Consider the following 6,623-nt stretch of genomic DNA (forward strand, 5'->3'; position numbering starts at 1 on the left):
AAAAGAAGATAACTATGCCTAAAATTTCTAAGTTAATAAATGTTTTTAAATCTTGTATAGGAAAGGGGAGTAATACAAAAAAAATGTAAAACCGTTCCAGATGTGTTTCATGATTTACGTATTAGTATTAACAATAATCTTAATAGTAAGAACAGTAAAGATGTTAGTTTTGATGCGGTAGATAGCACAGAAAACAAAAGTACCCTACATTATGTAACTGACTTAGCCGACCTTAAAGAGTTACTTCAAAAAAATATTGATCCTAATATACAAGATGAGAATGGTAATACTGCTTTAGATGTTACAGGTAATTTTGAAAAAGCCAAAATGTTACTTGAATATGGTGCTAGGGTGAATGACTATAAACAGATGAGTGAAATATTACATTACTGTGGTCGTAACTCAGTAGAAAACAAAATTATTCTTTCACTATTAATACATAATAATGCTAATACTAATTTTACAAAAGCAAATTTAGTAAGACAATGTAAAGAACCGCATGAAAAGGCAGAGCGGTTAATAAAACGAATTGAAAAAATAGAGGGCTTAATATATCAAAGTAAAGAAGTAGAGACGTTAAGAGTATATGTTGATAGATTACAGAACTTAAAAAATAAATATGAAAAAGCAAAAGATAGCAGCCAATCTGTTTCAAAAATAATATTAGATTATATTGAAAATCAAGAGAGTTATGGTTTAAAAGCTAAACTTGTTACCACTTGTCAAAATCTAGGGTTAATCGAAGATTATTCGGAAGTAGCTCAAGAAAATGCAGTATATAAGTGCTTGGATGAGGCTTTTGATTTGCTTGATACAGAATTAGCAGGAGAGGAATTTCAAAACTCAGCGTTATAACAAAGCCTCCCTGCAAAAGCGGGGATTCAAAAAAATACTAAAACTATAAAGAATTATTTGTTTTAAAAATCACAATTATTAAATATTTATAATATATATTTAATAATTAGTAGTAACTTTTTTAATTTCCAGTAAGCTTCTTAATTAATGTTTTTTAATATTTAGGATTTAATTATGAAATTACCCGGATTAGTTATGCTTTTAAACTTAACAAATTTATTTTCTATGGTAAAAGTAGCTCCAATAAAAGTAGCCCCTGATTTTACGGCAGTATCAAAGCAAGGTACAATAGATAATCCATGTGATCATATAAAGCCATCCATTGAATTTTTTATTGAGCATGGTGACGGAATTAAGCATCAGTTTCAAAAAAACTATAATAATAAAAAGCCTACAAAACTATTATTTGAACAGCATAAAAATAGTGGATTTAAAGAAGTAAATATGTCTCCTACAAAGCAGTTTATTAAAGAAATGATAAAAGGATGTGTTTCTTTCGTATCTAAATCAGGAGAGACAATGTGTAAAGCAGTTACAAATTTAGAAAATTATTTAAAAGAATCAGGCTGGATTAACGAGGGGCAACGTTTCTTTCATATAGGTAGAATAGAGGTTCAAGACTCGACTCCTCTTACCCCTATTTCTCTGAAAGATATATTTGAATCTATTGAAGACGTTTCTACATATTGTGATAGGAATTGGGTACTAATATCCGGAGAGATAAGTATGTAATTGGGTATATTATTAGTGTTGCTACATTTATCGAGCGTATTATATTAAATCGTGAACCGCTCTTAGTAAGAGTTTAGCGTTGTATCATCTTATTATAATGTTTCGACAAAACTTTTACGCCGTATAGCCATAATAGACATACGATAATAAAGCTAAACATTAATAATCCGGCTATATCGTTATGTACTGCGTTTGGGAAAATGCTAAAAGATATAAATTGAATAATAGCACCTATGGATTTACCGATTTTAGTACCCATCACATCAACAACTGCTTTACCTTTGGTCTTCATTTCACTATCAAGTGGAATATAAACCATTTCTTTAGTAGCATCGAAAAGTGAATATTTTACGGATTTAGAAAGTACATGCCAAAGCCCGCCGATAAAAACTATAACAACAAGCGGTGAACTATAGCCAAGAGTGTTTACGATATTTTCTAAGTGATTTTCAAAAACTGTAAATGAAAAGAACATAACGCCTGCTCCAAACATCATAATCGGTGTTATAATAGCTCCCCAAAACCAACCGCATATTCTAATTAAACTACTCCCTAAAAATGCACTAACTAAAGTAAGTACTCCTGTCCAAAAAAACACTTCACCGTGATATGAAATAAAATCTTTTGTTGTAGGGTAAAGTTGTTTTATTTTTGACATCCATAATCCTTCTATTAAGCTAATACTCATAGAATAAGACATTACAAGAAGACAAATAAGGCCAAGATATTTAGAAGTTAATATTACTTTCGCACTTTCGACTAAGCTTAATTTTAATATATCTGTTCTTTGATTTTTAAATTTAATATTTTTGTCGGTTTCTACAACTGACTTATCAATAAATTTATGGAGAGCTAGACAAATTAATCCGGATATTAAAATAACCGTAATGAATGATTTTAAAAGAATCTCATTTGAATCATTCAGATGGGAAAATAAAGGTAGTAAGAAATGATTGCTCTTAGCAAAATAAATAATTATAGTTCCCGAGATAAGTAAATTAGTTTGTCCAAATAAAGTAAAAAATGAGTAAAATCTTGGTGCTTCTTCGATTTTAGTAATTTTATTTGCAAGCTGCCAATATAAAAGGGTAAATACTATTACTGGCCATAGTTCCCCCATAATATAAAATAATACTAAACTCCACTGTCCCCAAATTATTAAAAACCATTTTAAATGAGGAAAAAGTGTTATATAATGCTCGACTAACTCAGGATCGGGATGGAAGAAATCTCTATAGGGGAATAGAACAAAACCAAAAATTGCGAAGAAAAATAAAAAAGTACCGGTAATTATTCTAAAAACTTGCTCTGTAGTCATAATATTACAGAGTTTGGAATAAAGAATAACAAATAAAATACCCATGGGCATTTCACCCCAAAGCTTAATAAAACTAAGAACTTCTGAGCTAATTAAGGTAACAACAAAACTATCTTTAATACTACGAACTAAGTTTTGATTAAGTAAGATAAAGAACATTAGTAAAGCCATCGGAATGAATTTGGTTAATTCATACGATCTAATCGGCCATACGATATGTCTAAATCTACTATTTCTTGCCCTGTTCCACATTGTGAAATTAGAATTCACGGTATCCATTAATTTACTATGAGCTTATTTTTTTAGATTTCTTCCCAAACTCTACTTCTAGAGGTAATTTGTACGTCGATCCGGTACTCGAATCCTCACGTACTAGTGTGTACGCTGTGGTTCTGTGTTCCGTGTCTCCTTCAAATTCCTCCCTATAAGCGAATTTAGAAAGAAATCTAATGCAACCTAGACTATAATAAAAACTATGTCAAGGTCTTTTAAAATAACCCCATATATTGTTGATTATTTTTATACTCGTTGAACTTTGTATAACTCTTTTTATTTTATTTCTGAGTATACTCAATTGCAGCTTTAACAAACTGAATAAATAACGGATGAGCTTCAAACGGCTTAGATTTAAACTCGGGATGAAATTGTACTCCCACAAACCATCTTAAAAAAGGTAATTCAATTATTTCTACAATTTGTTTATCTTCAGAAAAACCGCTAAATACTATCCCGTTTTTTTCAAAAATATTTTGAAATTCATTGTTTAATTTATATCTATGACGATGTCTTTCGTTTATTTCAAGTTTGTTATAAGCATTAGCTGCAATCGTATTTGGGACTAAACTACAAGGGTAAGAACCGAGTCGCATAGTCTTTTTTACATTTTCTATAGTTATTTTCGAGTCTTCACAGCTTTTATTTATTTTCTCAATAATTTTTGTACCGTCTACTTTAAATTCTTCCGTTACTGCATCTTTAATACCGATTAAATTTTGAGCTATTTCAATCATCGCAAGTTGCATACCGAGACATATACCTAAAAAAGGTATGTTATTAGTGCGAGCATATTTTATTGCTATAATTTTTCCTTCAGTTGCTCGTTCTCCAAATCCTCCCGGAACTAAAATTCCGTCTACGCCTAATAATTTTTTATTAATATTCTCTTCAGTTAGATTTTCAGCATTTATCCATACTAGATCAATTTTATATTTATAATAAATACCGGCATGGTCAAGTGCTTCGATTACTGATTTATAAGCATCTTTTAATTTATGATATTTAGCTATTATAGCAATTCTTACTTTAGAGTTAGAATTTTTTAGCCTATCAATTATCTCATACCATTTATCTAATTTAGACGGCATAACATTAATATTAAAAAATTTTAATACTTTATTGTCAAGACCTGAATTGTGATATGCAATCGGTACTAAATATATATTTTTTTGATCTATTACTGGAATAACATATTCAGACTCTATATTACAAAATAAAGCTATTTTATCTATTTCACGTTTTGAAATGTTACGTTCTGCACGACACAATAACATATTAGGTGAAATACCTATAGAGCGTAATTCTTTAACTGAGTGTTGAGTAGGTTTTGTTTTTAATTCACGGGCAGTTTTAACATAAGGTAATAATGTTAAATGAATAAATAAACAATTTCCGCTTTTTAATTCATTACCGATTTGCCTTATAGCTTCAAAAAACGGTAAACCCTCAATATCACCAACCGTACCGCCTATTTCACAAATAATAAAATCAAAACCCTTGGTGTTTGAGAGTATAAAATCTTTTATTATATTCGTAACATGCGGGATAACTTGAACAGTGACACCGGTGTAATTTCCTAGACGTTCATCTTTAAGTAATTTTGAGTATATCGCTCCTGTAGTTATGCTATCAAACTTGCATGAGGAAACTCCGGTAAAACGTTCATAATGCCCAAGATCTAGATCGGTTTCTGCTCCGTCATCCGTTACATATACTTCCCCGTGTTCGTGAGGATTCATAGTCCCAGGGTCGACGTTAAGATAAGGGTCTAGTTTTCGTACGCACACTTTAAATCCTTTCGCTTGCAATAGCATAGCAAGAGATGCAGCGGTTAGACCTTTACCGAGTGACGAAACAACGCCTCCAGTAACAAAAATGAAACGTACCATTATTTATTATAAACCTATTTTACTAATATTTTCGTAAAATTTTATTGCTTTTTTTAAATCTTCTTCCGTATCTACGGAAATAGGAACATTATCAACTAGACATGTACCTATAGTCATACCATTTTCAAGAATACGTAATTGTTCTAAACGTTCTGTTTTTTCTAAAAAAGTTGGCTTAAGAGATACAAATTTTTCTAAAGCACTTTTACGAAAGCCATACATGCCTATATGATATAAAAATTCTTCTGCACCGTTTGGAATAAGACTACGCGAAAAATACAATGCTTTCCCTGCCGAGTCAACGGCTACGGTAACATTACTACTAGCTTCCACTGATTCCCTATCTACTTTTACTACCGGTGTAACAATATCGTATTCGCTGTTTTTTAAATATTCTATAATTTTCAAAATAGAGCTAGGTTCAATGAAAGGCATATCTCCCTGTACATTAACTATGTAATTAATATTTTGATTATTTGGAATTAATTTAAAAGCTTCGTAAGTACGGTCAGTACCGGTTGGGATAGCACTATCCGTGAATATTACTTTCCCTCCAGCTTTTTTAATAATGTTTGCTATCTCTTCCGAGTCGGTCGCAACGTATGTATGCTCAAGGCCCGCCTGAATTACTTGTTTAAATACTCTCTCGATTAAAGTTATAGAGCCGATAAGTTGTAAAGGTTTTTGTTTAAGCCTAGTTGAACTTAGCCTTGAGGGAATAATTATAGCCACGTCCTGATGCTGCATAAACTGCCTATATTTAAATTAAAAAATAATTGTTGACAGATTAGCCTTTTTCGGCGATAAAGTAAAACATAATTTTTGAATATATTTTATACTTAGGTGTCATCCTGTAGCCTTGCTGGTGTTATTGCATGACTCATTTATATGTCATTCCCGCGTAGGCGGGAATCCAGTAAAACCTATAAAAAACTTGTTTTTATAGGTTTATTCTATACAAACATGTAACTTCTGTATCAATATTGAAGTTATTTTTCTGGATCCCCGCCTACGCGGGGATGACATCAGGTACAAATATATTTAAGAGCTCGTAGCTCAGTTGGTAGAGCATTTGACTTTTAATCAAAGGGTCCCGGGTTCGAATCCCGGCGAGCTCACCACATCCACAATATCCTTTAATTGTGGGTTTGTAGCTCAGCTGGTTAGAGCACACGCCTGATAAGCGTGAGGTCGGAAGTTCAAGTCTTCTCAAACCCACCACTAAATCCACTACAATAACAAAATCTATTTACTATGTATTATCAATATTCCTAAAGTTAGAATGATATTGTCAAACTAAGGTTTAGATTATGAAAAAATACAAATTGACTGAAGAAGAGCAAGAAATATTAGATTATTTTGAAAAAAATGAGCTTTTGGAGTTATCTGAAAAAGAACTGGAGAACCAAAAAAATATAGCTAAAATCGCAGCTGCTAATTTTTTTAAAAAATCGGAAAAAATTAATATTAGGTTCTGTGAACATTTCTAATTGATTTGCTATTTTGAGGTATTTTTTAGCGAAAATTAATAAGATTTTTGCCGGAATAGTTAT

The 6,623-nt window shown here is 31.3% G+C and carries 6 protein-coding genes, 2 tRNA genes and 1 pseudogene; 5 read left to right on the forward strand and 4 right to left on the reverse strand.

Going from position 1 to position 6,623, the window contains the following annotated elements:
- The first annotated feature begins 102 nt into the window (after positions 1-102).
- Together AC1Z7D_RS05300 and AC1Z7D_RS05305 are read left to right on the forward strand one after the other, a co-directional pair.
- The gene (locus AC1Z7D_RS05300) at positions 103-855 is read left to right on the forward strand and encodes a hypothetical protein (protein ID WP_482602613.1); all 753 of its coding nucleotides are present in this window, start codon (positions 103-105) and stop codon (positions 853-855) included.
- Between the two features lie 174 nt (positions 856-1,029).
- On the forward strand, positions 1,030-1,587 hold the full coding sequence (locus AC1Z7D_RS05305) for a hypothetical protein (protein WP_482602615.1): 558 nt from the start codon (positions 1,030-1,032) through the stop codon (positions 1,585-1,587).
- 73 nt (positions 1,588-1,660) lie between these two features.
- Here AC1Z7D_RS05305 and tlc2 read toward each other — a convergent pair whose 3' ends face one another.
- The 4 genes and pseudogenes from tlc2 to AC1Z7D_RS05325 all read right to left on the reverse strand — a co-directional run bounded on the left by tlc2 (position 1,661) and on the right by AC1Z7D_RS05325 (position 5,817).
- Positions 1,661-3,184 (reverse strand): nucleotide exchange transporter Tlc2, encoded by a 1,524-nt coding sequence (gene tlc2, locus AC1Z7D_RS05310; protein WP_482602617.1) that lies wholly within the window; start codon positions 3,182-3,184, stop codon positions 1,661-1,663.
- A gap of 25 nt (positions 3,185-3,209) precedes the next feature.
- Positions 3,210-3,353 (reverse strand): annotated as a pseudogene (locus tag AC1Z7D_RS05315) (palindromic element RPE1 domain-containing protein); the annotation flags it as partial.
- A 106-nt stretch (positions 3,354-3,459) separates the two neighbouring features.
- Positions 3,460-5,070, reverse strand: a complete 1,611-nt coding sequence (locus AC1Z7D_RS05320; RefSeq protein ID WP_482602619.1) for a CTP synthase — start codon at positions 5,068-5,070, stop codon at positions 3,460-3,462.
- A gap of 6 nt (positions 5,071-5,076) precedes the next feature.
- A complete protein-coding gene (locus AC1Z7D_RS05325) occupies positions 5,077-5,817 on the reverse strand; it encodes a 3-deoxy-manno-octulosonate cytidylyltransferase (RefSeq protein ID WP_482602621.1) in 741 nt (246 codons plus the stop codon).
- Between the two features lie 298 nt (positions 5,818-6,115).
- Here AC1Z7D_RS05325 and AC1Z7D_RS05330 point away from each other — a divergent pair.
- The 3 genes from AC1Z7D_RS05330 (at position 6,116) to AC1Z7D_RS05340 (ending at position 6,560) form a co-directional block, all read left to right on the forward strand.
- A tRNA-Lys gene (locus tag AC1Z7D_RS05330) sits at positions 6,116-6,191 on the forward strand.
- 23 nt (positions 6,192-6,214) lie between these two features.
- Positions 6,215-6,291, forward strand: a tRNA-Ile gene (locus AC1Z7D_RS05335).
- Between the two features lie 89 nt (positions 6,292-6,380).
- A complete protein-coding gene (locus tag AC1Z7D_RS05340; RefSeq protein WP_482602623.1) occupies positions 6,381-6,560 on the forward strand; it encodes a hypothetical protein in 180 nt (59 codons plus the stop codon).
- The last annotated feature ends 63 nt before the right edge of the window (positions 6,561-6,623 follow it).

The sequence above is a fragment of the Rickettsia sp. genome, assembly GCF_965035265.1.

Bases quoted from the DNA above. Each gene is read 5' to 3' on its own strand.
- AC1Z7D_RS05325 (WP_482602621.1), bottom strand. From the start codon at position 5,817: ATGCAGCATCAGGACGTGGCTATAATTATTCCCTCAAGGCTAAGTTCA.
- AC1Z7D_RS05340 (WP_482602623.1), top strand. From the start codon at position 6,381: ATGAAAAAATACAAATTGACTGAAGAAGAGCAAGAAATATTAGATTAT.
- tlc2 (WP_482602617.1), bottom strand. From the start codon at position 3,184: ATGGATACCGTGAATTCTAATTTCACAATGTGGAACAGGGCAAGAAAT.
- AC1Z7D_RS05305 (WP_482602615.1), top strand. From the start codon at position 1,030: ATGAAATTACCCGGATTAGTTATGCTTTTAAACTTAACAAATTTATTT.
- AC1Z7D_RS05320 (WP_482602619.1), bottom strand. From the start codon at position 5,070: ATGGTACGTTTCATTTTTGTTACTGGAGGCGTTGTTTCGTCACTCGGT.